Source organism: Streptomyces sp. NPDC088116 (genome assembly GCF_044741745.1).
Lineage (GTDB): Bacteria > Actinomycetota > Actinomycetes > Streptomycetales > Streptomycetaceae > Streptomyces.
Genome location: NZ_JBIUTF010000003.1, coordinates 413,763 through 437,406 on the forward strand (window position 1 = coordinate 413,763; position 23,644 = coordinate 437,406).

Below are 23,644 nucleotides of genomic sequence, written 5' to 3' on the forward strand. Positions count from 1 at the left end.
CGGCCGAGACCTCGCGCGCCACACGCGTCGCGGCAGCCGCGAACTCGTACCCGCTTGCCCGAACCTGTATGTGTCCTCGCATCAGTGCACCCGTACATCAGATACAGCGGACAGATCGGAGAACCATGTCGCACACCCGTCACGAGATCGCCTCCCAGCCGGACTGCTGGGAGCGCGTCATCAAGGAACTTCCCCAGCACGCCCCGGCCTTGCCCGCACCGGGGGAGCGGGTCGCGGTCATCGGCTGCGGAACCTCGCTGTTCATGGCGCAGGCGTACGCGCACCTCCGCGAGGAGGCGGGGCTCGGGCCCACCGACGCGTACCCCGCCTCCGAGGCGAAGCTGCACCGGGCGTACGACCGGGTGCTCGCCCTGACCCGTTCCGGTACCACCACCGAGGTCCTCGCGGCCCTCGACCGGGCCCCGGACAGCACCCGTATCACCACCGTCACGGCTGTCGCCGGCTCACCGGCGGCCGTCGCCGCGCACGAGGTGGTCTGCCTCGACTACGCGGACGAGCGGTCCGTCGTCCAGACTCGCTTCCCCACCACCCAACTCCTGCTCCTGCGAGCCCACTTGGGACTCGACACGGCCCACGCGCTCGCCGACGTCGCCACGGCCCTCACCACCGAGATCGACCCCGAACTGCTCCAGGCCCAGCAGATCACCTTCCTCGGCGCGGGGTGGAGCACCGGTGTCGCGGCCGAGGCGGCGCTCAAGGTGCGGGAGGCGGCGGCCTGGTGGACCGAGTCGTACTCCGTCATGGAGTACCGGCACGGTCCCATCGCCGTGGCGGCCCCGGGGCGCGCCGTCTGGAGTCTTTCGCCGCCGCCCCCGGCTCTCGCCGACGGCGTCCTCGCCACCGGCGCGCATCTGCGCCGGCCCCGGCTCGACCCGTTGGCCGAACTCGTCGTCGTCCAGCGCCTGGCGGTCGAACTGGCCACCGCCGCCGGTCGTGACCCGGACCGGCCGGCCCACCTGACGCGCTCCGTCATCCTCGACGGCTGAGCCCTCCGGTGCGGCGCGGGAAGACGGCTCCGGTCACGCCCGCGCCGCACCGGACCCGTCTGTCTTCCCGCTCACCCTCTACGCGTCACCGCGCGTCCTCATACATGTTCCACCGCGCGTCGTTCCGCGCGTCCCTCCGTCGATGCCCACGCCCATCCCCGCGTCCACCGCTCCGTCCACCACCGGGAATCAGACCATGCCACTCGCCTCCACCGGCGACATCGTCAGCAGCGCGGCGCACGGCGTCGGCGCGTTCAACGTCGTTCTCCTCGAACAGCTCGAGGCCGTCCTCGCGGGCGCCGAACAGGCGAACAGCCCTGTCATCGTCCAGATCAGCGAGAACGCCGTCGCCTACCGGGGCGCCCTCGGGCCACTCGCCGCCGCCGCCCGCGAGGCCATCGCCGAGGCCGCCGTACCCGCCGCCCTGCACCTGGACCATGCCACCCGGACCGACCTCGTCGAGGAAGCGGTCCGGTGCGGCTTCACCTCCGTGATGTACGACGGCTCCCACCTGCCCTGGAAGGAGAACGTCGCCCGCACCCGCGAAACAGCCCGCTGGTGTCACGACCACGGCGTGTGGGTCGAGGCGGAACTCGGAGCGATCGGCGGCAAGGACGGCGCCCACGCTCCGGGCGTACGCACGGACCCCGGTGAGGCGGCCCGGTTCGTCGCCGACACCGGTGTCGACGCCCTCGCGGTCGCGGTGGGGTCGTCCCATCAGATGACCCGGCGCACGGCGGAGCTCGATCTGGGCCTCATCCGCGACCTGCGCGCGGCGGTTCCCGTCCCGCTGGTTCTGCATGGCTCGTCCGGGGTGGACGACACCACCCTCACCCACGCGGTGCACGCCGGGATGCGCAAGATCAATATGTCCACGCACCTCAACACCGTCTTCACCGCGGCGGCCCGCTCCCGGATCACCTCGCAGCCCACGGCCGTCGACCCGCGTGGCTATCTGCGTCCAGCCCGGGACGCGATGAAGCACGAAGTCGCCCGCATGCTGCGGCTGTTGGGGGAGGGTCCGGTCTGACGCGACCCGGCCCGCCCCGCCCCGCCTCGGTTACGGGTTACGGGTGACGAGCTGCGGTGCGGCTCAGAAGAACACCCCGCACCGCAGCAGCACATTCGCGTACGGCCGCGCTTCCCCGGTGCGTACGATCAGGCGCGCGTGTGCCGACCGCTCCTTCAGCTCCGTGTGCGTGACGAACGCGAGGCCGGGCAGCGCCGCCAGCAGCCGCGCCGCCTCCGGGTTCGCCTCCCGTACCTCGTGGGCCGCCGTCGCGCCCTCCACGACCAGTTCCGTCAGCAGACCGTCCAGCACCTCCGAGAAACGTGGTACCCCGGCCCGGAACGCCAGGTCCACCACCCGCGGCCCGCTGGGAAGGGGCATCCCCACATCACAGACCAGGACTTCGTCCCCGTGGCCCAACTCGGCCAGCGCGCCCGCGAGATGACGATTCAGGATTCCGGACTTCTTCATTCGGACACTCCTCGTCCCGGGGCGGCCGGACCGCCGCTGTCGATATGACCGGAGCCTTGGACGTGACCCGGGCCTTGGATGTGATCCGGGCCGTGGACGTGATCCGAGCCATGAACGTGATCCGGGCCGTCGCCCCGCAGTGACGCCACCTCCGCCGCCGTCGGGAACGACGCCTGGGCGCCCTCCTTGGTGACGGCCGCGGCACCCACCCGCGCCGCGTAGGAGGCGGCCGGCACCAGGTCCTCACCGGCGCCGAGCCGCCAGGCCAGCGCCGCCGTGAACGCGTCGCCCGCCCCCGTGGTGTCCACGGCGCGCACCTGCGCGGAGGGCACCGGCGTCGACGTACGGCCGTCCGCCACCAGAGCACCCTGTGCGCCGAGCGTGATGACCACGGACCGCGGGCCGAGTGCGAGGAGCGCCTTCGCCCAGTCGCCCGGCCCGTCGTCGTGTGTTCCGTCGTCGCTCGCGTCGTCGCCGACGGGGGCGCCGAGTACCACCCGTGCCTCGTGCTCGTTGACGATCAGCGGATCGCAGGCCGCGAGGATCTCGGCGGGCAGCGGTACCGGGGGAGAGGGGTTGAGGACGAATCGGGTGCCCGGGGCCAGGCTCCGTACCACCTCGGTGACCGTCTCCAGCGGGATCTCCAACTGTGTCGATACCACCCGCGATGCCTTCAGCAGGCCCGCCGCGTCCCGGATGTCCCGTGGGGACAGCCGGGCGTTGGCGCCCGGGGACACCACGATGCTGTTGTCGCCGGACGGGTCGACGGTGATCAGCGCGACCCCGGTGGGCGCGCCGCCGGACAGTACCCCGTCCGTGTCGACACCGGCCGAACGCTGCGAGTCGAGCAGCAACCGCCCGTTCGCGTCGTCGCCGACCCGGGCCAGCAGAGCCGTACGGGCCCCGAGACGGGCGGCGGCCGCCGCCTGGTTCGCGCCCTTGCCGCCCGGGTGGATGGACAGGTCCGAGCCGAGCACGGTCTCCCCGGCGGCGGGGCGGCGCTCGACACCGATCACCAGGTCGGCGTTTGCCGACCCTACGACCAGCAGGTCGTAGTCGTACATGCTTGTCTCTCTCCGTAGGGGGACGGTGGAAGCGGTGTCACGAGAAGCCGCGTCAGGAGAATGCGCCGACGTTCTTCGCCGTGACCACCTTGACCGGCACCTTCACCGCCGCGGTGATCTCCTTGTCCCGCGCGGCCTCGATGGCGTTGCGCACGGCGAGCCGGCCCAGTTCCCTGGGCTGTTGTGCCACCGAGGCGTACAGCGTGCCCGCCTTGACCGCCTTCAGACCGTCCGGCGTGCCGTCGAAGCCGACCACCGGGACCGATGTGCCGGCCTTGGCACCCAGCGCCTTGATCGCGCCGAGCGCCATCTCGTCGTTCTCGGCGAACACCCCGTTCACACCGCTGTGCGCCTGGAGCAAGTTGGTCATCACATCGAGGCCCTTCGCGCGGTCGAAGTCCGCGGGCTGCCGCGCCACGACCTTGATGCCCGGGAACGCCTTGATGCCCTCGGCGAAGCCCGCGCCGCGCTCACGGCTCGCGGAGGTGCCGGCCGTGCCCTGGAGGACCACGATCCGGCCCTTGCCGCCGAGCTTGTCCGCCAGTGCCTTCGCCGCCTGCTTGCCGCCCGCGACATTGTCGGAGGCGACCAGCGTCGCGACGTCGGCCTTGTTGACGCCCCGGTCGGCGGCGATCACCGGGATGTCCGCCTTGTTGGCGGAGCGTACGGAGGGTCCCGCCGCGTCCGAGTCCACCGGGTTGACGATCACCGACGACATGCCCTCGCTGGTGAAGTTCTGGATCTGGTTGGCCTGTTGTGAGGCGTCGTTCTGCGCGTCGGTGACCGTGAGGTCGACCCCCTGCGCCTTGGCCTCCGCCTGGGCGCCCGCCTTCAGCTGTACGAAGAAGGGGTTGTTGAGGGTGGAGACGGACATGCCCAGCTTGGTCCCCCCACCGGAGGAACCGCCGTTCCAGAAGGAGATGCCGCCGATGACTGCGGCCACCAGCACCGCGGCGACCGTGTACGTCACCGCTTGCGCGCCCTTGCGGCCGGAGCCGCCGGTACCCGAAGCTCCGGCGGCGACGGGGGTCGCACCGGCGCGGCGTCGTGCCGTGTCGAGCAGGACCGCCAGCGCGATGACGACCCCGATGACGACCTGCTGCCAGAACGCCGACACCGACAACAGGTTGAGGCCGTTGCGCAGCACCGCCAGGATCAGCGCGCCGATGAACGTGCCGGACGCCTTGCCGACACCGCCGGACAGGCTGGCGCCGCCGATCACCACCGCGGCGATGGCGTCGAGTTCGTAGCCCTGCGCGGCCTGCGGCTGCGCGGAGGAGAGCCGGGAGGCGAGGACGATACCGGCGACGGCGGCGAACAGACCCGACAGCGCGTACACGACGACCTTCTGCCGCTTGACGCGCAGCCCGGACAGCCGCGCCGCCTCCTCGTTGCCACCGATCGCGTACATCGAGCGGCCTATGTAGGTACGGCCCAGGATCACGGCGGTGACCAGCCCCATCACCACCATCACGATGACCGGCACGGGCAGCCATCCGCCGAGCGTGTCACCGATCCGCGAGACGGAGCCGGGGAAGGCGATCGGGCTGCCCTGCGAGATCACCAGGGACAGGCCGCGGCCCACCGAGAGCATCGCCAGCGTGGCGATGAACGGGGGGAGTTTGCCGTACGAGACGAGCGCGCCGTTGACGAGTCCGCAGGCCACGCCGGTGACGACGGCGAGTACGACGGCCAGCCACACCGGCACGCCCTCGGACGTCGCCGACCAGGCCAGTACGGTCGCCGAGAGCGCCGCCACCGAGCCGACCGACAGGTCGATGCCCGCGGAGACGATGACGAAGGTGACACCGAACGCGAGGATCGCGGTCACGGCGGCCTGCACACCGACATTGAGCAGGTTCTGTGTGGTCAGGAAGTCGCCCGAGAGCACTGACATCGCCAGTACCAGGACGACCAGGGCGCTCAGCGCGCCGTTGTCGAGCAGGAGGCGGCGGACCGCCGGGGCGCCACCGCCACCTGTTGTGTTCTTGAGCGTGTCAGTGGCCACGAGAGCCCTCCACTCCTTCTTCGACGTCGTCGACCGAGAGTTCTGTTGTGGTGGCGGTGGTGACGGCGAGCGCCATCACCGCGTCCTGTGTCGCTTCGCCCGCCGCGAGTTCACCGGCGATCCGGCCCTGGGCCATCACCAGCACCCGGTCGCTCATCCCGAGCACCTCGGGCAGATCGCTGGAGACCATCAGCACGGCGTGACCGGCGGCGGTCAGTTCATTGATGAGCTGGTAGATCTCGACCTTCGCACCGACGTCGATACCGCGCGTCGGTTCGTCGAGGATCAGGACTCTGATGTCGGCGAGCAGCCACTTGCCGATGACGACCTTCTGCTGGTTGCCGCCGGAGAGGGTGCCCACCCGCTGCTCCAGTCCCGCCATCCGCACGCCGAGCTGTCCGGCGATACGGGCGGCGGCGGCGCGCTGCGCCGCGCGGTCCACCAGCCCGGCCCGGGTCGCCGAACGCAGCGTGACCAGGCCGAGGTTCTCCTCCACGGAGGCGTCCAGCAGCAGACCCTGGCCCTTGCGGTCCTCGGGCACGAGCCCGATCCCGGCGGCCATCGCCGCGCTCACGTCATGGCGAGGCAGCTCGGCGCCGGCCACCCGCACGGTCCCCGTGTCGTAGCGGTCCGCGCCGAACACCGCCCGTACGACCTCCGTACGGCCCGCGCCCACCAGACCGGCGATACCGACGACTTCACCGGCGCGCACCTCGAAGTCCACGTCGTGGAAGACGCCTTGCCGGGTCAGCCCGCTGACGGTCAGCAGCGCCGTCCCGGTCTCGCTGGACTCCGTGGGCCCTCCGGTCTCCGCGGCCCCTCCGGACTCCGCGGTCCGGCGCGGATACTGCTGCTCGATGTCGCGACCGACCATGAGGCGTACGAGTTCGTCCTCGGGCGTCGAGGCGGGCACCTGTCCGACGCTCCGGCCGTCGCGCAGCACGGTGACACGGTCACCGAGGGCCGCGATCTCCTCCAGGTGGTGGGTGATGAAGACGATGCCGACGCCGTCCTCGCGCAGTGTGCGCACGATCCGGAAGAGTTTGCCGACCTCGTCGGAGGTCAGCACGGCGGTCGGCTCGTCCATGATCAGCACCCGGGCGTCCAGGCTGAGGGCCTTGGCGATCTCGACCATCTGGAGCTGGGCGATGCCCAGTTCACGCACGAGGGCGTACGGCGGGGTGCGGACGCCGACGCGCTCCAGCAGTCCGGCCGCGTCGGACTCCATCCTCTTGCGGTCGATCATGCCGAAGCGGCGTGGCTGGCGTCCCAGGAAGATGTTCTCGGCCACCGTCAGGTCGGGCACCAGGTTGAACTCCTGGTAGATGGTGGCGATCCGAAGACGTTCCGCGTCCTGGGCTCCGTGGATACGGACCTCCTGCCCGCCGACGAGCACGCGCCCGGCGTCGGGCCGGTAGGCACCGGAGAGCATTTTGATCAGCGTGCTCTTGCCGGCGCCGTTCTCGCCGAGCAGGACATGCACCTCGCCGCGGCGCAGATCGAGGTCGACGCCGTCGAGCGCGACCACACCGGGAAAGGTCTTGCGTATCCCTTCGACACGCAGCAACTCGTCAGGGTGGCTCACGGGTTGCTCCTTCGTGTTCGTGTTCGTGGTTCGGAGGCGGGGGCCGATGAGCCCTGGGTTGTCGAGTCCCGGGCTGTTGTGTCCTGGGCCGTTGTGTCCCGGGCCGTTGTGTCCGGGGCCGGTGGCCGTGGTGCCGTTGCCGGTGTCTGTGACTGCGGACCGGGTGGATCCGGCGCCGACGAGGCCGGATCCGGCCGGTTGGGCTGTCGGCGTCCCGCCGGGAAGCCGGCGCCGCAGGAGCGCCGTACGACCAGCCGGGCGGGAAGTGTCACGGACGGCGGGACACGGCCCGCGATGCGCTCGGCCAGCGCCCGTACGGCCGCCCGGCCCAGTTCGTCCGTCGGCTGTGCGATCGCGGTGATCGGTGGATCCGTGTGCACGAACCACGGGATGTCGTCGAAGGCGGCGAGCGCGATGTCCTCGGGGACGCTCAGCCCCCGGGTACGGATCGCGTCGAGCGCGCCGAGCGCCATCAGGTTGTCCGCGGCGAACACGGCGTCCGGCGGCTCGGGCAGATCGAGGAAGCGCTCGGCGGCCCGGCGTCCGCTCTCGGCCTGGAAATCGCCCTGGCCGATGTACGCGTCGGGCAGCGCGACGCCCTGCTCGCCCAGCGCCTCGCGGAAGGCGTCGACCCGCTCGCTGCCGGTGGTCGTGGCGGCGGGGCCCGCGATGATCGCCAGCCTGCGATGGCCGAGCCGCAGCAGGTGGGACACCAGGTCCCGGACGGCGGCGCGCCCGTCCGCCCGTACGACGGGCACCTCCACGCCGGGGATCCACCGGTCCACGAAGACGATCGGGGTCGCGGCACGCACGGCGTCGAGTATCAGCGGCGATCCCTGGTCGGTGGGCGACACCAGCAGCCCGTCGATCCGGCGGTCGAGCAGCGTACGTACGTGATGGTCCTGCAACTCGGGCCGCTCGTCGGCATTCCCGATGATCACGCTGTACCCGAGGGTCCGTGCCTCTTCCTCGACGGCACGGGCCAGGGCGGTGAAGTACGGATTGAGCACATCGCTGATGACCAGGCCGAGCGTGCGGGTCTGGTCGGTGCGCAGGGACCGGGCGACCGCGTTGGGCCGGTAGCTCAGCGTCTCGACGGCCGTGAGCACCCGGGTCCGGGCGTCCGGACTGACCGACGGATGGTCGTTGAGCACGCGCGACACCGTGGCGACGGACACACCCGCCTCGGCCGCGACATCCTTGATGCCCGCCATCGTCGGTCCACCTCCTCGTGGAATCGATTACACGGAGGATTGGAATCGATTACACGAGCGGAAGGCAAGAGCGGGCGGACACTCCGAGACCGGATCGTGACGAAGCTCATGGTGCAGGCCGTGCCGGAGCCGGGACGAGGTGGCGCGTTTCCGCCACGGACGGAGGCGGGCGGGGCCCTGTCGAACAGGGGGGCGTCACGAGATATCTTGATGTCGAGCAATGTTGCAGACGTGGAGCGGAGCACCCGGTGACTGACTCGACCATCATCTACACGCACACCGACGAGGCCCCGGCCCTGGCGACGTATTCGTTCTTGCCCGTGATCGAAGCGTATGCCTCGACGGCCGGGGTCACCGTGGAGCGCCGGGACATCTCCCTGGCGGGGCGGATCATCGCCGGCTTCCCCGAGCGGCTCGAGGAGAGCCAGCGGGTCGACGACGCACTCGCCGAGCTCGGCGAGCTGGCCAAGACGCCCGGCGCCAACATCATCAAGCTGCCGAACATCTCGGCCTCGATCCCGCAGCTCAAGGCGGCCATCGCCGAGCTTCAGCAGCAGGGCTACGCGCTGCCGGACTACCCGGACGACCCGAAGACCGACGAGGACCGCGACGTCCGCGCGCGGTACGACAAGGTCAAGGGCAGCGCCGTCAACCCGGTGCTGCGCGAGGGCAACTCCGACCGCCGCGCGCCCGCCTCGGTCAAGAACTACGCCAAGGCGCACCCGCACCGGATGGGCGCCTGGGTCGCCGACTCGAAGACGAACGTCGCGCACATGGACGGCGACGACTTCCGTTCCACCGAGAAGTCCGCGGTCATCGCCGAGGCCGGCTCGCTGCGGATCGAGCTGGCGGGCGACGACGGCAGCACCACCGTGCTGCGCGAGTCGGTGCCCGTGCTGGCGGGCGAGGTCGTGGACGCCTCGGTGATGCGGGTGGCCGCGCTGCGTGAGTTCTTCACGGCGCAGGTCGCCCGTGCCAAGGCGGAGGGCGTGCTGTTCTCGGTGCACCTGAAGGCCACGATGATGAAGGTCTCCGACCCGATCATCTTCGGCCACGTGGTGCGCGCCTTCTTCCCGAAGACGTTCGCCGAGCACGGTCGGACGCTCGCCGCGGCCGGCCTGAGCCCGAACGACGGACTCGGCGGCATCCTCAAGGGCCTGGAGGCGCTGCCCGAGGGCGCGAAGATCAAGGAATCCTTCGAGGCCGAACTCGCCGACGGCCCCGCGCTGGCGATGGTCGACTCCGACAAGGGCATCACCAACCTGCACGTACCGAGCGATGTCATCGTCGACGCCTCGATGCCGGCCATGATCCGCACCTCCGGTCACATGTGGGGCCCGGACGGCGAGGAGGCCGACACCCTCGCGGTCCTTCCCGACAGCAGCTACGCCGGTATCTACCAGGTCGTGATCGACGACTGCCGCGCCAACGGCGCCTACGACCCGTCCACGATGGGCTCGGTACCGAACGTCGGTCTGATGGCGCAGAAGGCCGAGGAGTACGGCAGCCACGACAAGACCTTCGAGATCCCCGCCACGGGCACGGTGCGGGTCGTCGACGCGGACGGCAACGCCGTGCTCGAGCAGGCGGTCGGCGCCGGCGACATCTTCCGTATGTGCCAGACCAAGGACCTGCCGATCCAGGACTGGGTCAAGCTCGCCGTCACCCGCGCCCGCGCGACCGGCGACCCGGCCGTGTTCTGGCTCGACGAGGGCCGCGCGCACGACGCCAACCTCATCGCGAAGGTCAAGACCTACCTGGCGGAGCACGACACCGACGGGCTGCGGATCGAGATCATGACGCCGGTCGACGCGACGGCGTTCTCCCTGGAGCGCATCCGCCGCGGCGAGGACACGATCTCCGTCACCGGCAACGTGCTGCGTGACTACCTGACCGACCTGTTCCCGATCCTCGAACTGGGCACGAGCGCCAAGATGCTCTCCGTCGTCCCGCTCATGAACGGTGGCGGACTGTTCGAGACGGGTGCCGGCGGCTCCGCGCCCAAGCACGTCCAGCAGCTCGTCAACGAGAACTACCTGCGGTGGGACAGCCTGGGCGAGTTCCTCGCGCTCGCGGTCAGCTTCGAGCACCTCGCGCAGACGACGGGCAACGCGCGCGCCCAGGTGCTCGCCGACACGCTCGACCGCGCGACCGGCACGTTCCTCAACGAGAACAAGTCGCCCAGCCGTCGCGTCGGTGGCATCGACAACCGCGGCAGTCACTTCTACCTGGCGCGTTACTGGGCACAGGAGCTGGCGGGGCAGACCGACGACGCGCAGCTCGCGGAGGCGTTCGCGGCCCTGGCCAAGACGCTGACCGAGCAGGAGCAGACGATCATCGACGAACTGCTCGCGGTGCAGGGCTCGCCGGCCGACATCGGCGGCTACTACCAGCCCGACCCGTCGAAGGCCTCGGCGGTCATGCGTCCGTCGGCCACGCTCAACCAGGCGCTCGCGACGCTCGGCTGACGAGACAGCCACACAGCAGCTCCACGGCTACAGCCACAGCACTCCACGGCTACGGCCACAGCGGGAGGCGGGCGCTCAGGTACACCCTGGGCGCCCACCCTCCGTGCGTACGTGTTCCGCCCCGGCAGGCATCGGCCCGCCGGGGCGGTTCTGTCCACGGAGCCTCCACGGCTCAGGCCTGCGGCCGTTGGCCGTCGATCGCGACCCGCCGGCCGTAGCGCGAGTGGGGGTAGTAGTCCCATGCCGCGTGGTGCTGTACGCAGCGGTTGTCCCAGAAGACCAGGGTGTTGGGCTCCCACCGTACGCGGCAGGTCAGGATGGGTGTGCGGGCGATATGGGCGAACAGCATGTCGAGTACGGCCCTGCTCTCGCCACGCGACAGCTGCACGATGTGCGAGGTGTGGGCGCCGTTGACGAACAGCAGTTTGCGACCGGTCTCCGGATGCCGGGCCACCACCGGATGCTCGCTCCTGGGCACGACGTATGCGGCCGGCGGGGTCTGACCGTCCCAGGGAAGCAGGCCGTCGTGGACGGCGGTCAGGCCGTCGAGGAAGGTCTTCATGGCCGGTGACAGCGTCTCGTACGCCAGGTGCATATTGGCGAACAGGGTGTCGCCGCCGCTGCCGATCTCCGGGGTGCGGGTGAGGTACAGCATCGAGCCGAGCGGAGGCTCCTCGTCGGCCGTGCCGTCGGCGTGCCATCCGGCGTCGGCCGGGGCGCGCGATTCCTCGGTGGCGCTGATTTCGAGGACGTACGGATCGGAGCCCTCGGGAGCCGGCGCCACCGGGCGCAGTGGGCCGAAGCGCCCGGCGAAACGCTTGTGGTCCTCGGCCGACAGTGTCTGATCGCGGAACACCAGGACGTGGTGTGCGAGGAAAGCCCGCTTCACCTCGGTGAATTGAGTGCCCGTCAGTTCTCTGGAGAGGTCGAGCCCGGATACCTCGGCGCCGAGCAGTGGGGTCAGGGGACCGACCACGAGGGCCTCGTAGTTCTCCGGCGGCCTGGTGGTTATGTGCTCGATCGCATCCAGTGCGAACTGCTCCATTGCGTCCTCCTGCGGTGGGTGACAGTGGCGTCGGTGGTTCTCGGGTACCGGTGAACTGTCCGACGGCGGAGGGCGATTCCCCGGCCGTGCGCGGTGGGATTCCGCACCGGATGTCACACCGGAATCCCGAGCGAGCCCTTCTCCTCCGAGCGAGCCCTTCTCCTCCGCGGGAGGAGGGGACGAGGAAGTGAGCGGGACGGCGAAGAGATCCGTATGAAAGGGGAGCCGTGCCGTCCGACTGTCCGCCCCGGGCGCCGGACACCCGCGATGCGCGGGAAACGGCGTACGGGACCAGGCCGCGGAACAACGTGCGGGAACGACATAAGGAGGCAGGGCGGTGAGAGACACACGGCGGTGCGTGTGGCATGTCGCACGGTTCGCGGCCATCGCGGGAGTGATCAGCGGGACTTTGATGGTCGGCCAGGGCGTGACGAACGGGTGGTCGGCCCCCGAACCGGCCGGAAGCCATCTCACCCGGGCCCCGGACGCGCGAGGCACCCCGGACGCCAAGGGTTCCCCCGGCGGCGCCACCGCGGATCAGGGCGCCTCCGTGGATCCCGGAGCCGCGGTCGGTCCGGACGACATGGACGCCGCCGAGGTACCTCGGGACGCCGCTCTGGCCACGAGCCTGATGTCCGATCTTGGCCTGTCCCGTACGGCGGGCAGCTGGACCGCCGCCGACGGACACGCGGTGGTCGCGGTGACCGATGAGGACGCCGCGAACGAGGTCAGCCGGGCGGGGGCGCGGCCCAAGCTGGTACGTCACAGCATGCGCCAACTGCACTCCGCGGCCGAGACGTTGAGGGCGGCGCCCCGCGTGGCCGGAACCGCCTGGGCAGTGGACGCGGCGTCCAACAGGGTGGTGGTGCTCGCCGACAGCACGGTCTCCGCCGACGACTGGTCGCAGCTGAAGGGTGTCGCCGGACGGGTGGGCGACGAAGTGAGCATGCGACGGACGGCGGGCTCGTTCACCACCAGGACCAGCGGCGCCGACCCGATCTTCACCCCCGGTGGCCGGTGCTCGGCCGGCTTCAATGTCACCAATGGCCAGACCAGCTTCATCCTGACGGCGGGGCACTGCGGTCCCACCGGCACCAGTTGGTCCGAGGACACCCAGGGAGCCACGAACATCGGCACGACGGTCGTGAGCAGTTTCCCGGACAACGACTACTCCCTCGTGCGCTACCAGAACAGGACGCTCGACCGGAGCAGCGTGGTGAACCTCGGCGCGGGCCGGGGCGTAGCGATCACCGCCTCCGCGGACCCGGCCATCGGCCAGCAGGTCTTCCGCAACGGCAGCACCACCGGGCTGCGCACCGGTCAGGTGACCGCGCTGAACGCGACGGTGAACTACCCCGAGGGCACCGTCACCGGACTCATCCAGACCTCCGTCTGCGCCGAGCCCGGAGACAGCGGAGGCCCGCTCTTCGCCCAGGGGCTGGCGCTCGGGGTGACGTCCGGCGGCAGTGGCGACTGCGCCCGGGGAGGTGTGACCTTCTTCCAGCCGGTGACCGAGGCGTTGCGGGCCCTCGGGGTGAATATCCCGGGCGCCCCGGCGGTTCCCGCCGCCGCCCCTGTTCCTCCCTCCGGCGACTCCCTCATCCCGAGCACGGAGGACATCGCCGCGGCGGTCCGCGAAGGCGTCGGCCATCTCCCGCGTATCGGTCCGGGACTGCTGATCACCCTCGGAGGAATACTCGGGCTCGTCGCCACCCGGCGGCTGCGGCCAGGAGCGGCGCGGCGGCAGTATCCCGGCTACTCCACCACCTGGAGCTGACGCGTGGAGCGGCCGGTTCCTCCGCGTCTCCCCGGTGGTCGACCGGGCCGAAGCCGTACACGCTCGGATCAGACTGTCCGATGGTGCACGGGTGGAGGAACGAGCATGGTGACGAGTGGCTCCAGGACGAGTGGCTCCAGGACGAGTGGGCCGAAGGAGAGCACCGCCGGCCCCTTCGACACAACAGTCTGGCGCGTGGTCGGCGATCCGCTGATGGCCGACCGCAAGCCGGGTCCGCTGGACGGGACCGGCATCGCCGTGAAGGATCTGTTCGCGGTCGCGGGGCAGCCCATCGGCGCCGGTGTGCCGGCCTGGCTGGCCGAGCAGCGGCCGCACGCCCGGTCGGCGTCCGCGGTCTCGGCGTTGCTGGACGCGGGCGCGCACCTCGTGGGCATCGCCCGTACCGACGAGTTCGCGTACAGCCTGGCCGGCACCAACGCGCACTACGGGACCCCGCCGAACCCCGCCGCGCCCGGCCGCGTGAGCGGCGGGTCGTCCAACGGACCGGCGAGCGCGGTGGCCCTCGGCCAGGCGGCGGCCGGGCTCGGCACCGACACCGGCGGGTCCATCCGCGTCCCCGCCTCCTACCAGGGCCTCGTCGGGCTGCGTACCACGCACGGCGCGATCGCCACCGACGGCGTCCTTCCCCTGGCGCCGTCCTTCGACACCGTCGGCTGGCTGACCCGGGACGTTCGTACGTCCGCCGCGATCGCGCGGGTGCTGATCGCCGCCGACGACGACGTCGCGCCCCCGCATCGCACCGTACGGCTGCCGTCGGTCGAGTCGCTGGCGTCGGCGGACGTGCGGGACGCCTTCTCCGCCACCGTCGAGAAACTGACGGCGGCCGGGAAGCTGCCACCGGCCGAGGCGCTGGAGCTGCCGCTCGACCTGCTCGAACGCTGGGTCACGGCGTTCCGTACCGTCCAGGCGTGGGAGGCCTGGCAGGTCCACGGCCCCTGGATCGCCGCTCATCCCGGCGCGCTCGGCGCCGATGTGGCCGCGCGCTTCGCCCAGGCGTCCGAGGTCGGCGAGGAACAGGCCGCGGCGGCGCGCGAAGCGGCGGCCGAGGCGCGGGAGCGGATCAGGGGACGGCTCTCCGGCAGCGTTCTCGTCATCCCCTCGGCCTCCGGCCCGGCACCGGCCCGTGACGCGTCGGAGGAACAGATGGGGGCCGCGCGCGACACGACGCTCAGGATGACCTGCCTTGCGGGACTCGCCGGCGCCCCGGCGCTGTCGCTGCCCCTGCTGCGGTCCGCCGACGGCGCTCCGGTGGGTCTCTGCCTGATCGGCGCACCCGGGACGGATCATGGCCTGCTCACCCTCGCAGCCGGGGCCGAGTCCTCGCCGTAAGAGCTGTCGTAGTGCTGCCACGGCCCTGCGTAATGGCCCTGTACGGGCCGGCTGATCCGTCACCTGGCTGCGCGTCGGTGCGAGGCGCCGACGCTGTCCGCGTCGGGTCTGTGCGAGGGCATGACACCTGCTCGGGGTGTGACACCTGCTCGGGGGTTGACACCTGTGCGGGGTGTGACACCTGCGCGGCGTGTGAAATCCGGTCGGGTCGCGAAGCCTGTTCGGGCCGTGAAGCCGGCTCCGGTCGTGAAGGTTGTGTTGGCTGTGAAGGTTGTGCTGGTCGTGCAACCTGTGCGGGTCATGAAGCCTGTTCGGGTGCGGGTCATGAAGCCTGTTCGGGTCATGTCGGGATCGCTGTCCGGGGTGTGAGATTCGTGCGCGGTTCCGTCGCGGATCCTGGTGGGCGGAACGCTGCCGCGTCGGCGGGCGATGGGGAGGCGGAGGGCTTCGGTGTGGGTGTTGCCGCGAGCTCGTCGCCGGTTGTGGCAGCCGCACAACGCGGCGGTGTTCGGGTGTGAACGACCGAGAAGACGGCCCGTTCGCGCCGTTGGTTCCCGCTTTTGGCGGTGTGTTCGCCGTGGCTGGACGATCCGGCGAACTACGCCCTGCGGCGATGCGCGCACGGGTGCGGCGCAGGACGAGTCGGGGGGCCGCGGTGGAACCGCGAGGGTGGGGCCACGCGTCCGGTTACGCGGACCTGAGGGCACGTCAGCAGTGGTTTGTCCAGGGCCCGTCCGCGCAAAGTTCCACCTGTCGGATGTCGGCTTGACGTCGAACACTCAGTCCTGCAAAGCTCCCCATGTCACTGACTCGGCGTCGGTGACAAACCCGGGTATGTGGCAGGGTGTCCAAGACGCACCGGCCCTCCCGGGGCCGACGTCGAGAGTGTTCGGGCCTGATCGCAGAGGCCCGGACAGCTGTGACTATGAACGGCAAAGCACGGGGGAGATGTCACACATGGCCGCAGTCGCCATTCATTTTGTCTGCACAGTGAACCGTCGCAGTCGCAGAGCCTGTTCGGCCTGACGGCCTGATCCGGCGTTGCCGCAACATCCCGTACGCCTCTGAGGCGTACGTCGCTCCAACACGACGGCACATGAACGTGCCCGTCGCCTTACCGCATTCCGCGTGCCATTTCAGGTACGTGCGGCCTGATCCGGTCCGTCGTGCCCGGAGACCCGGCCGCGCGCCGCCCGATCCGTCAAGTACGGCAGTTCCGGTCATCTGACCAGTTCGTCGCGTGTTCGGCTGCTCGGGGTACCCGGCGCGCGGATGAGCACGCCATCGATCCGTCACCCGTACCAAATGCGCCCGTGGCAGGGCGCGTTGTGCGGAACCCATTTATTTCATCGCCACACAGAGGGGTTTTCGTCATGCCTGTTTTCGAATCCAGCGAAAAAGCCGAGCACGTATTCAGCGGTCTGTTCAGCATTCTGCTCAAGGACGACACCTTCACCCAGCGGATGCGTGACTCCGGGATTTCGCTCCACCTCATCCAGGTGAAGCCGGATGTGGAACTCTTCGTCACCCCCGACGGTGTGACCGCCGGTCCGCCGCCGCAGCCCGCCGCCATCCGCATCAAGATGAGCTGCGACACGGCGCACGACCTCTGGCTGGGCAAGCTCCTGATGCCGGTGGCGCTGGCCACCGGAAAGGTCCGCATCAAGGGCAACGTGGCCAAGGTTCTCGAATTCGTGCCGCTGCTGCGTCCCGCCTTCGACCGCTACCCGGAAATCGCCAAGGCCGAGGGCCTGCCTGTCTGACCGACCCGACGCTCCACCGGCACATCCCCACCACCGCACACACGTATTTCACAGAAAGATTTGGACGCGACATGAGCACTTCCCCCGACAGTCTCCTCCCGGTCGATTTCCTCACTGAGCCGCTCTCGATCCAGGAACTGCGGCAGCAGGTACGGGAATTCGTCGACAAGGACGTACGTCCGCGTGTCGCCGAGAACGACCGTGCCGCATTCGACGACTTCGACTGGGAGCTGGTGCGCAAGGGGCACGAGGCCGGCCTGCTGCGCCTCGTCATCCCCAAGGAGTACGGCGGTCTGGGCCTCGGCGTCCTCGGTGTCGCGGTGGCGCTGGAGGAGATCGCCGCGGCCTGTGCGGGCACGGCGTTGATCTTCGGCGCCACACTGCTGGGCCAGGCGCCGGTCCTGCTCTCCAGCGATCCGCAGCTCCAGTCGCGTTTTCTGCCGCAGTTCTCGGGTGACGACCCGGTCCTGGCCTGTAACGCGATCACCGAGGACCAGGCGGGCTGCGACCTCCTCATCCCCGAGTACGCCGAGCACGCCGCCGATGTCGTGCAGGCCCGCCGGGACGGCGACAGCTACCTCCTCACCGGGCGGAAGCGCTTCATCACCAACGCCAAGGTCGCCCAGTTCGGTTCCGTCTACGCCAACCTGGAAGGCCACCCCGGCGCCACCGGGCTCACCGCGTTCATCGTGCCGCTGGACTCGCCCGGCGTCACCCGCGGGCCGGTCGCGGACAAGATGGGCTACCGCTCCTGCCTGGGCAGCGAGTTGGTGTTCGAGAACGTCCGGGTGCCGGTCGAGAACGTCGTCGGCGGCGAGGGCAACGGCATGCTCATCAACATCCAGCAGATGAACATGGCCCGTGCCACGGTGGCCGCCATCTCCACCGGAATCGCCCGGGGCGCCTTCGACATAGCCAAGGAGTGGTGCGCCGACCGTGTCCAGGGCGGAGTGCCCCTCCACAAGCACCAGTTCACGGCCCGCAAGCTCGCCGAGATGACCTCCAAGATCGAGGCGTCCCGGCTGATGTACCTCAAGGCCGCCCAGACCGCGGACTCCGAGATCCCGGCCCCGGTGTACGAGCCCGCGACCGCCAAGCTCTTCGCCGACCGCGTCGCCATCGACGTGGCCCAGGAGGCCATGTCCCTGATGGGCGCGCGCGGCTACCTGCGGGAGTACGGCATGGAGAAGTTCGTACGGGAGTCCTTCGGCGCCCGCATCTACGAGGGAACCCCGGAGGTGCTGGCTCTGGCGATCACCGAATCGCTGTACGCGGAAGACGACTTCTAAAAAGCCGGTTCCGTCGCAAGGATGGAGAATCCTATGGAAACGAATATCGGGTACGAGGATCGCCCCGTACCCCGCCCCTGGAGTATTCCACTGGGCCTGCCCGAAACTCTCTCCGCCGTACCGAGTTCCGCTGGTCCGGCCCCGGCTGTCCTCGATTCCGCCGCTTCGGCTCCGGCCGTGCCCGATTCCGTTCCGCCGGTTTCCTCCTTGCCGTCGATCACGGCGGACGTGCCCGCCCCCGCGCAGTCGTCCTCGATCCAGCAGCGCTACATCAAGGACATCCTTCAGCTGCAGCGCCGGCTGAGTTTCTCCCGGCTGGACGTGGAACTGCAGAAGAACGGTGGCTGCATCTACCGTGCCGATCACGGGCACGGTGTGGTCACCCTGGTGGCGAACTCCCGTTCCGTACCCGACCGGTACCTGCGGGGGATCGCCGGATTCAGACTCTCGGAATATCTTCAGGCCGGTTTCGCGAGTGAGGAAATAGTCTTCAATCGCTCCCTGTTCTGCGAGCCGGTCCGGGAGTTCCACGATGACGATCTGCACGTCATCACCACGGACTCGAACAGCGGTCGCATCCTGGGCTATGTGACGCTGTCGCACAGCCAGGACCCCGTGACCCGCCCGATCGCGGCCGAGGACCGTCGCCTCTTCCCCTGCGAACAGGCGCACGACCTGCTGCTCCAGTCGGTGCTGCCCGATACCCGGGGTCTGATGACGCACCAGGTCAGGGAGGTGAAGCGGTTCGTCCACGCGCGAGATGTCACCGACCGCTCGCTGCGCTTGCGGATCACTCTGGAGCTGCTGGCCGGCATCATGCAGGCCGCCCGGCTGGGCGGCTGCCCGACCCAGCTGCTGATCGGCGATGTCGAGGAGCATGTGGCCCTGCGCCACCTCGTACTCCTCGGCCTGGCCGTTCATCTCCTCAAGGGCACCACCCCGAAACTGAGCCCGCAGAACGTCATGCACCCCATGTACACGAAACGGGAGCGGGTGCTTCCCTTCTACGCCTGGGCGCCGCCCGAGGAAGAAATCGAGATGCGCGCCAACCTGCTTGAGCAGGCTGCCGCCTCGGATTCGCCGTTCCGCGCACTGCGCGGGCTGATAGCCGGGCTGCCCGGGACCGTGGAACACATAGAGGTGGCCGCCTGATGCCCGATACTGCCGTCCGCCAGGACTTCTACGCGGAATTCACCGAACGCAATCGCGGATTCATCTCCGAGGCGGCTCAGGACGAGTTGTCCCGGGCCAAGATTCTGATTGCCGGATGCGGCTCGACCGGCGGTGCCGCGGTGGAACCCCTCGCCCGTATCGGCGTCCAGGATTTCGTCCTGGTCGACGTCGGGGAGTTCGAACTCAACAATCTCAACCGGCAGCACGCCGCGTACGACGACATCGGGCGGCACAAGGCGGACGTCGCCGCCGGACGCGTCACCGCGATCAATCCGCACGCCGTTGTGGACGTGGTGGCCGAGGGCGTCACGCGGGAGAACGCCAGGAAGCTGGTCGAGGACTGCGCGGTGGTCATCGACGGGGTGGACGTCACCGAGAGGTCGGGCTGGCGGGCCAAGTACCTGCTGCACGAGGCCGCGGCCGAGGCGCGCCGTCCGGTGCTGACCGGATACGACATGGCCGGCACTCAGTACATCCGGTTCTACGACTACCGTCGCGGCGGGTCCCGGCCGTTCGACGGCCGGATCAGCACCGAGGACATCGAGCGGGCGGGGATCTGGTCGCTGCTCTACCGGGCCATCCCCACCCGCTACATTCCGCTGGAGATGATCCGCAACGCCCGCGAGCACCTGGGCGAGGAGGGGTACAGCGTGCCCCAACTCGTCTACGCCTCGCTGTTGTTCGGGGCGCTCAGCACCCGGATGACGGCGCAGATCCTGGCCGGCGAGCCGGTGCGCCGGGACGTCGCGGTCAACGTCCACGGCGTCACACGGACCCGCCCCGCGAACTGGCGGATCGGGTTGCAGTGGCCCGTGGAGCTGGTCGGGGGCCTGCGCAAGCTGGCGGCTTCGCGGAAGTAGCCCACCCTCCGGCGGGTCCGGGGCCCGCTCGCGGAGTCCCTTCCCGGTGAGGCTTGTCCGGGGTGTTGCGGGTGGTCGGTACACCGTCCCGCAACACCCCGACCCGCGCTACGAAGCCTCCTTGACCAGGCCGGCCAGCATGTATCCGGCGACCAGCGTGGCATCCCGCCCGGCCGTTTCGTGGTCCTCCGCGAAGGCCAGCGTGGTCGCTGCCTCGCACAGCGTCCCGAAGATCATCGTGGCCGCCATGTCACGTGACACCGGCTGGAGTTCGTCGCGCTCCGCCAGTTGGTCGAGCAGTCCCAGCACCAGCGGAAGGGCGAGTTCGTCGTCGATCTCCCGGCAGCGGCGCACGCCGAGAACGCCGGCCGACTGCCGCAACAGTGACCGCTTGCGCGCGTCGGCGACATAGCTGCTCAGAAAGCTCTGGACGGCCGTCGCGGCGACCTGCCACGGCGACCGGTCCGTCTCGTCGGACACTGCCAGAGCCTCGTCCACCTGTGCCAGCACTTCCTGCTGGCTGATCCGGAAGACCTGATCGAAGATGGCGCGTTTGTCCTGGAAGTGGTGGTAGACGGCGCCCTTGCTCACGCGGGCCGCGCCCGCGATGTCGTCGACGGACGTGACGTCGAAGCCCTTCTCGGTGAACAGATCCGCGGCCGACTCGACCAACGCGGCACGGGTGAGGGCCGCGTACTCCTCACGCCTTGACTTGACTGTCATATTGCCTCCCAGGATACTGACCGACCGTCAGTCATTGCCATACTCTGAGTCGGTAAACGTCTCTGAGTCGGTTCATGACTCCGAGTTCCGTCATTATCCAGTCTGCCGCCGCACAACTCCACTACTAGGAGCCGCGACATGTCCGCGCCCCCCACCGCCTCGCCACCGGCCCCCGATCTCGCCTCGCGCGCCTCCCGATGGATGCGGAAGGCCCGATGGCCGCTGCTCGCGGTATGGCTCGTCGCCCTCGCGGTGAGCGGGATCGGCGCCTCCTCCATCGCCAACACCCTCAGCGGAGGCGGCTGGTTCGCCCCGGGAGCCGACTCGACCGCGGCGGCGCACCAACTGGAGCAGGGATTCAAAGGGCGCGGTCAGACCACCGTCACCCTCGTCGTCCACGACCAGCGGTTCACCTCGGGTGACGCGCGGTTCGAACGACGGGTCAAGGACGTCGCCCAGGAGGTGACCGAGGACCGCACGCTGAAGGTCAGCGACAGCTACGGCTGGGTCACCCTGGGCGAGAAAAACAGGTCCTCCTTCCTCGGTGACGACCGGCGTACGGCGACCACCCAGCTGGCACTCGACCTGGACGACGGAGCCGCGCGCCGTGAACTCCCCGTCGTACAGCAGGATCTGACGGACCGCTTCTCGGACCAGGGCCTGGAAGTCTCCCTGGTGAGCCCTTCCTCCTTCTGGGGTGAGATCAACAACCTCAGCCAGAAGGGCCTGGCCAAGGCCGAGTTGATCACAATGCCGCTGATCATCCTGATTCTGCTGCTGCTCTTCCGCAGCGTCACCGCCGCCCTCGTCTCCCTCGCGGTCGGCGTCTCCGCCATCGTCTTCACGCTGGGGCTGCTCTCCCCGGTCTCCCAGCAGTACGAGCTGTCGGTCTTCGTGGAGAACGCGGCCACCATGCTGGGACTGGGCGTCGGAGTGGACTACTCACTCTTCATGGTCACCCGGTTCAAGGAGCAACTGGCCAAGGGGGAGAGCGTCGACGACGCCGTCGCCGCGACCCTGCGGACCTCCGGGCACACCGTCATCGCCTCGGGCGCGACCATCGTCCTGGCCATGTGCACGCTGTTCCTGATCGACCTCAATGTGATCTTCTCGCTCGCGCTCGGCGCCGTCGTGGTCGTCGCCTTCTCCGTCCTCGCGGCCGTGCTCTTCCTCCCCGTACTGCTGCACTTCCTGGGGCACCGGATCAACGCGGGCCGTATCCGCCTGCCCCGGAGCCTGCGCGAGCGGCTGAGCCCGCAGGGCGAGCAGGACCGGCCCGAGGAGTCGCGCCCCTGGTACCGGGTGGCGCTCAAGGTCATGGCACGCCCGGTGACGTTCCTGGCGATCGGCAGTGTGGTCCTGCTCGCGCTGGCGGCGCCGGCGGCGGGGCTGCGCACCTTCTCCCCGGACGCCCGGATCCTGCCCGATTCCTCGCCCGTCCGGGTCGGTTACGACCACGTACAGGGCGCCTTCGGTGTCGGCACCACCTCGCCCATGCAGGTCGTCGTCACCACGTCGAAGCCGCTGGACACCCTGGAGTCGTCGGACGAGCTGACGCGTCTCAACGACCGGCTCGCGAAACTCCCGGACGTCGAGCGGGTCGACTCCGCCCTGCCGGTGCTGAAGTCCGCCTCGCCGCAGGACCCGTTCGCCGTGTTGTCCGGCACCGCCATCAAGGGCCTGCCCGGCGACGCCCAGGACACGGTCCGCCACTTCGTCGCCGACGACAACCGCAGCGTCGTCTTCGAGGTCATCCCCGACAGCCGGGCCTCCAGCGACTCCGCGCGTGAACTCCTGGACCGCGTACAGAAGGAGGCCGACGCGCTTCCGGCCTCGATGAGCGCCGTCATCGGCGGCGAGACGGCCGAGGGTATCGACGCGAACGGAGTCATCCAGGACGGGCTGCCGTACGTCATCCTGATCATGCTCATCGCGGTCTACGTGGTGCTGCTCGTGACCTTCAGGTCGCTGCTGCTGCCGTTGAAGGCGATCGCCATGAACCTGCTGTCGATCGGCGCGACCTACGGCGTGCTCGTCCTGGTGTTCCAGAACGGCCTGGGCACCGACCTGTTGAACTTCGAGCAGACCAACTATCTGCAGAACTTCGTACCGGTGCTGCTGCTCGCGCTGCTGTTCAGCCTCAGTACGGACTACGAGGTCTTCCTCCTGGACCGGGTGCGCGAGGAGTACGTGGCGACCGGGGACAACACCATCTCCGTGGCACGCGGCCTCGCGCGCACCGCGCCGATGATCTCGGGTGCGGCCCTGCTGATGGTCGCGGTCTTCGGGGCCTTCGGCTTCTCCGGCATCGTGCCCATTCAGCAGCTGGGCTTCGGTATGGCCATCGCCATTTTGCTGGACGCGACCCTCGTACGGCTCCTGCTGGTGCCCGCGGCCATGCGGCTGATGGGCAGCTGGAACTGGTGGATGCCCGGCCGCTCGTCCCGGCCGTCCCACCCCGATGAGCCGGTGGCGAAGGACACGGAGGAAGAGGCGAACGTCCTGGCGCGGCGCTGATGACGGTTGTTCTGTGACGGGTGCTCTGTGACCGGTGGCCTGTGAGCGGTGCGCCGAGGAACAGCGTGTACGGGAACGACCAGGACAGAGAGGTCGGAGATGGTTCTACTTGTCGTCGTGTTCCTGCTGATGGGGATCCTGGTGGGTGCGGTCGCCCATCTGCCCGTCCCTGTCAGCCTGTTCGCCGGCACCGTCATCGGCGGTTGGCTGACCGCCTTCCTCCTGCGGGAGCGCCGTACCAAGCGCCGGGAGGAGGAGCCGCGTGCGGCCGACCACCTCCGTCACGGCTGAACGGACCACAGCTGTCAAGGACGCCGACGG

General features: G+C 69.6%; 18 protein-coding genes. 11 read left to right on the forward strand and 7 right to left on the reverse strand.

The window, feature by feature from the left end:
• The first annotated feature begins 125 nt into the window (after positions 1–125).
• A complete protein-coding gene (locus ACIOJD_RS14225) occupies positions 126–1,007 on the forward strand; it encodes an SIS domain-containing protein (protein WP_401912543.1) in 882 nt (293 codons plus the stop codon).
• A gap of 196 nt (positions 1,008–1,203) precedes the next feature.
• Positions 1,204–2,037 carry a ketose-bisphosphate aldolase gene (locus ACIOJD_RS14230; protein ID WP_401913869.1) on the forward strand — a complete coding sequence of 278 codons (834 nt, stop codon included), beginning with the start codon at positions 1,204–1,206 and terminating at the stop codon, positions 2,035–2,037.
• A gap of 63 nt (positions 2,038–2,100) precedes the next feature.
• Here ACIOJD_RS14230 and rbsD read toward each other — a convergent pair whose 3' ends face one another.
• The 5 genes from rbsD to ACIOJD_RS14255 are packed head-to-tail and all read right to left on the reverse strand — an operon-like array spanning position 2,101 to position 8,358.
• Positions 2,101–2,487 carry a D-ribose pyranase gene (rbsD, locus tag ACIOJD_RS14235; RefSeq protein ID WP_401912546.1) on the reverse strand — a complete coding sequence of 129 codons (387 nt, stop codon included), beginning with the start codon at positions 2,485–2,487 and terminating at the stop codon, positions 2,101–2,103.
• Positions 2,484–3,551 carry a ribokinase gene (locus ACIOJD_RS14240; protein WP_401912549.1) on the reverse strand — a complete coding sequence of 356 codons (1,068 nt, stop codon included), beginning with the start codon at positions 3,549–3,551 and terminating at the stop codon, positions 2,484–2,486. The genes rbsD and ACIOJD_RS14240 overlap by 4 nt, the downstream gene beginning before the upstream one ends.
• Positions 3,552–3,603: 52 nt before the next feature.
• A complete protein-coding gene (locus ACIOJD_RS14245; RefSeq protein WP_401912551.1) occupies positions 3,604–5,559 on the reverse strand; it encodes a substrate-binding domain-containing protein in 1,956 nt (651 codons plus the stop codon).
• Positions 5,549–7,144: a sugar ABC transporter ATP-binding protein gene (locus ACIOJD_RS14250; protein ID WP_401912554.1), complete on the reverse strand. Its 1,596-nt coding sequence runs from the start codon at positions 7,142–7,144 to the stop codon at positions 5,549–5,551. Before ACIOJD_RS14250 ends, ACIOJD_RS14245 begins: the two co-directional genes overlap by 11 nt.
• Entirely contained in the window at positions 7,141–8,358 is a 1,218-nt protein-coding gene (locus ACIOJD_RS14255) for a LacI family DNA-binding transcriptional regulator (protein ID WP_401912557.1), read from the reverse strand. The genes ACIOJD_RS14250 and ACIOJD_RS14255 overlap by 4 nt, the downstream gene beginning before the upstream one ends.
• Positions 8,359–8,606: 248 nt before the next feature.
• On the opposite strand from ACIOJD_RS14255, the gene ACIOJD_RS14260 reads away from it, so the two are divergent.
• The gene (locus tag ACIOJD_RS14260; protein WP_401912560.1) at positions 8,607–10,826 is read left to right on the forward strand and encodes an NADP-dependent isocitrate dehydrogenase; all 2,220 of its coding nucleotides are present in this window, start codon (positions 8,607–8,609) and stop codon (positions 10,824–10,826) included.
• Between the two features lie 172 nt (positions 10,827–10,998).
• Here the strand turns inward: ACIOJD_RS14260 and ACIOJD_RS14265 are convergent, their stop codons facing one another.
• Positions 10,999–11,871, reverse strand: a complete 873-nt coding sequence (locus ACIOJD_RS14265; protein WP_401912562.1) for a TauD/TfdA dioxygenase family protein — start codon at positions 11,869–11,871, stop codon at positions 10,999–11,001.
• A gap of 337 nt (positions 11,872–12,208) precedes the next feature.
• Here ACIOJD_RS14265 and ACIOJD_RS14270 point away from each other — a divergent pair, with 337 nt between their 5' ends.
• From ACIOJD_RS14270 to ACIOJD_RS14295, 6 genes are all read left to right on the forward strand, one after another.
• Positions 12,209–13,648: a S1 family peptidase gene (locus ACIOJD_RS14270; RefSeq protein WP_401912564.1), complete on the forward strand. Its 1,440-nt coding sequence runs from the start codon at positions 12,209–12,211 to the stop codon at positions 13,646–13,648.
• A 105-nt stretch (positions 13,649–13,753) separates the two neighbouring features.
• Positions 13,754–14,998, forward strand: coding sequence for an amidase (locus tag ACIOJD_RS14275; protein ID WP_401912567.1), 1,245 nt, complete (start codon positions 13,754–13,756; stop codon positions 14,996–14,998).
• Between the two features lie 1,373 nt (positions 14,999–16,371).
• Positions 16,372–16,761: an SCP2 sterol-binding domain-containing protein gene (locus ACIOJD_RS14280; RefSeq protein WP_401912569.1), complete on the forward strand. Its 390-nt coding sequence runs from the start codon at positions 16,372–16,374 to the stop codon at positions 16,759–16,761.
• 71 nt (positions 16,762–16,832) lie between these two features.
• Positions 16,833–18,050, forward strand: a complete 1,218-nt coding sequence (locus tag ACIOJD_RS14285) for an acyl-CoA dehydrogenase family protein (RefSeq protein WP_401912571.1) — start codon at positions 16,833–16,835, stop codon at positions 18,048–18,050.
• 177 nt (positions 18,051–18,227) lie between these two features.
• The gene (locus tag ACIOJD_RS14290; RefSeq protein WP_401912573.1) at positions 18,228–19,202 is read left to right on the forward strand and encodes a hypothetical protein; all 975 of its coding nucleotides are present in this window, start codon (positions 18,228–18,230) and stop codon (positions 19,200–19,202) included.
• Positions 19,202–20,083 (forward strand): HesA/MoeB/ThiF family protein, encoded by an 882-nt coding sequence (locus tag ACIOJD_RS14295; RefSeq protein ID WP_401912576.1) that lies wholly within the window; start codon positions 19,202–19,204, stop codon positions 20,081–20,083. The genes ACIOJD_RS14290 and ACIOJD_RS14295 overlap by 1 nt, the downstream gene beginning before the upstream one ends.
• A 108-nt stretch (positions 20,084–20,191) precedes the next feature.
• Here ACIOJD_RS14295 and ACIOJD_RS14300 read toward each other — a convergent pair whose 3' ends face one another.
• Positions 20,192–20,806: a TetR/AcrR family transcriptional regulator gene (locus tag ACIOJD_RS14300; RefSeq protein ID WP_401912577.1), complete on the reverse strand. Its 615-nt coding sequence runs from the start codon at positions 20,804–20,806 to the stop codon at positions 20,192–20,194.
• A 138-nt stretch (positions 20,807–20,944) separates the two neighbouring features.
• On the opposite strand from ACIOJD_RS14300, the gene ACIOJD_RS14305 reads away from it, so the two are divergent.
• Complete coding sequence (locus ACIOJD_RS14305; RefSeq protein WP_401912580.1) at positions 20,945–23,323, forward strand: MMPL family transporter; 2,379 nt, start codon at positions 20,945–20,947, stop codon at positions 23,321–23,323.
• A gap of 99 nt (positions 23,324–23,422) precedes the next feature.
• A complete protein-coding gene (locus ACIOJD_RS14310; protein ID WP_401912582.1) occupies positions 23,423–23,614 on the forward strand; it encodes a hypothetical protein in 192 nt (63 codons plus the stop codon).
• Positions 23,615–23,644 lie beyond the last annotated feature (30 nt).

Bases quoted from the DNA above. Each gene is read 5' to 3' on its own strand.
- ACIOJD_RS14225 (WP_401912543.1), top strand. From the start codon at position 126: ATGTCGCACACCCGTCACGAGATCGCCTCCCAGCCGGACTGCTGGGAG.
- ACIOJD_RS14295 (WP_401912576.1), top strand. From the start codon at position 19,202: ATGCCCGATACTGCCGTCCGCCAGGACTTCTACGCGGAATTCACCGAA.
- ACIOJD_RS14265 (WP_401912562.1), bottom strand. From the start codon at position 11,871: ATGGAGCAGTTCGCACTGGATGCGATCGAGCACATAACCACCAGGCCG.
- ACIOJD_RS14275 (WP_401912567.1), top strand. From the start codon at position 13,754: ATGGTGACGAGTGGCTCCAGGACGAGTGGCTCCAGGACGAGTGGGCCG.
- ACIOJD_RS14230 (WP_401913869.1), top strand. From the start codon at position 1,204: ATGCCACTCGCCTCCACCGGCGACATCGTCAGCAGCGCGGCGCACGGC.
- ACIOJD_RS14305 (WP_401912580.1), top strand. From the start codon at position 20,945: ATGTCCGCGCCCCCCACCGCCTCGCCACCGGCCCCCGATCTCGCCTCG.
- rbsD (WP_401912546.1), bottom strand. From the start codon at position 2,487: ATGAAGAAGTCCGGAATCCTGAATCGTCATCTCGCGGGCGCGCTGGCC.
- ACIOJD_RS14280 (WP_401912569.1), top strand. From the start codon at position 16,372: ATGCCTGTTTTCGAATCCAGCGAAAAAGCCGAGCACGTATTCAGCGGT.
- ACIOJD_RS14255 (WP_401912557.1), bottom strand. From the start codon at position 8,358: ATGGCGGGCATCAAGGATGTCGCGGCCGAGGCGGGTGTGTCCGTCGCC.
- ACIOJD_RS14300 (WP_401912577.1), bottom strand. From the start codon at position 20,806: ATGACAGTCAAGTCAAGGCGTGAGGAGTACGCGGCCCTCACCCGTGCC.
- ACIOJD_RS14285 (WP_401912571.1), top strand. From the start codon at position 16,833: ATGAGCACTTCCCCCGACAGTCTCCTCCCGGTCGATTTCCTCACTGAG.
- ACIOJD_RS14310 (WP_401912582.1), top strand. From the start codon at position 23,423: ATGGTTCTACTTGTCGTCGTGTTCCTGCTGATGGGGATCCTGGTGGGT.
- ACIOJD_RS14240 (WP_401912549.1), bottom strand. From the start codon at position 3,551: ATGTACGACTACGACCTGCTGGTCGTAGGGTCGGCAAACGCCGACCTG.